General features: G+C 35.6%; 1 pseudogene. It reads right to left on the bottom strand.

The features are described 5' to 3' along the window. Window positions 1-1,946 (bottom strand): annotated as a pseudogene (locus tag ACIPNH_RS00235) (cytoplasmic incompatibility factor CifB); the annotation flags it as partial. Window positions 1,947-2,014: the final 68 nt, after the last annotated feature.

The following is a 2,014-nucleotide window of genomic DNA, read 5'->3' as shown; positions in this document are numbered from 1 at the left end:
GTAATTCTTGTGAGTATTGCCCTTTCTCCTTCTTCTTCCTGACCCCTTTTCAAACTATATGTTTGACCAACTTTATACATAGCAAGCACTTTATAAGGATTATCACTAGCATAAAATGTACCATGTAGTATAGAACGAAACTTATCCTCACTATTAACATTTATTGCGTCCCTAAGTGGCATCAATGCTCCAGAGATCTCTTGAAATAGTTCTCTATGCTGACCTACATTTTTCCAGCCATCATTCATAACCCTTTCTGAAATACCATGTACATTTTCAGCATTAGGTACTTGTACAAGATCACCATCAAGAAAATTATTTGCATTATTATTTTGGTAATCGTGATATAAACCAAGGTCATTTGGTTGATCAATATCTAGCTCAAATTGGTCATTAAGTGTGCATGAAACTTCCCATACATGAACATTATTTCCATTAATATTAAGATTTTCTAAATTGATTGCTCCTTGTTGTTGTGCATCGTGAGCTCTAATATGAAGTATAACTATATCAGAACCTTCAGCATGAAAGACCATAGTTAAACATCTTAAACCCTCATCACCATGTCTAAATATGTATTTTGTTATAGGTGCTTCGTCTTCTTCTTCTAGTTCTAAAGGGTGCCTATCAAAAGCACTACTTCCAAAAGTAAAACCAGTTATACAATCAAATACTCTGTTATAATTCTCTGCATTTCTTGGTATTTCACCAGGAAGATGTTGAAGCAAGAAATCTCTAATATTCTCTCCAACCTCTTCATCTTCTATATACTCAAACAATCTTTGTACTAAAGGAAACCTACCCTGTTGAAGCCCTACTGTATCAACCCTAAAAGGAATTCGATTTAAATTAAAATTTAATCCAACACAGACAGTATTTCTTGATTCAGTATGGATAGGTATAAATGAAAAAACATGCAATCTTTCAGCGTGACTTCTGGCGCGGTTTAATGCGATATTGGACGGTGCCCTTGTAGCAAGATTGACAACAATAGGAACATTTTCTCTTTCTGCTTGATGACGTACAAGAAATGCAACATGTGAGTTTCTAGGAGATAAGTCAAGATCGATGCCTATTGTGTAGCGATGACTAAAATTTGCTAAGAAACCTAATAAAAACCCGTGACTCTCAAATTTTTGATTGCGGTTTTCAATATTATATTCCAGTTCCTGCCTATAATTATGATAGATGCGAGCTATGTATGGGACAATTTCTTCGTACATTCTATCTCTTACATCTAGTTCTTCGTTACTCGCCAGCATTTCTATAAAACCGTCAATTCTTTGTTGACCTGGTGCAACTTGCACAAAATTGACCAACTCACCAAGTCGTGTGAGCTGATTTCGATTGAGTTGTCTTCTTTCTATTTCCTTAATTGTTAATCTGTGATCTCTTAAGAGCCGTCTAATAAGATTGATTTCAGATGCTGAATATTTGCCAAATTTATCTCTACCTCTAAGATCTTTTTCACGAATCACCTCGAATACTGTTGCAATTGCTTCTCCCTGACTCTTGCCTTTTCCATGCATGCATACTTTATATTGCTCAAAATCTAGGTCTCCTTCCCTTAAATCTGGATTTTGCTGTATAATCTTTTGTATTAGAGCATTTCTCTCCCTTGTACTAAACCTTAACCCATCACTGTTAGGGCGATCAGAAATGCTGTAACACTTGACAACTCGCTGTCCGTCACGACTACGAGTTAAAACAGCAACCTTTAAGTTTCCTGTATTTCTATTCCTACCACCTGTATCAATACCATGATTATCAAAACGAAAATAGACTCTCTCATTTGCATCCAAGATATCAGCATCATGTGCAGTAGCAAACATGCTAAAAAAGAATACAGGAAGGAAACGACCTGCACTCACATGATACAAGAAAGATGGACATTGATCTAAAAAAGATTCAAATCTTTGTCTGAAACCTTTAAGATCTCCATCCACTAAACTTCTAAGAAACTCTTTCTGCTAGTAGCTCTTTTTTAATCAAGACATAACCAAATTCACTAGCT

Origin of the sequence: Wolbachia endosymbiont of Drosophila barbarae, assembly GCF_044752445.1 — a bacterium.
Lineage (GTDB): Bacteria > Pseudomonadota > Alphaproteobacteria > Rickettsiales > Anaplasmataceae > Wolbachia > Wolbachia pipientis.
The sequence above is the reverse complement of the archived record's forward strand: the minus strand, read 5'-3'. Positions and strand labels throughout refer to the sequence as shown.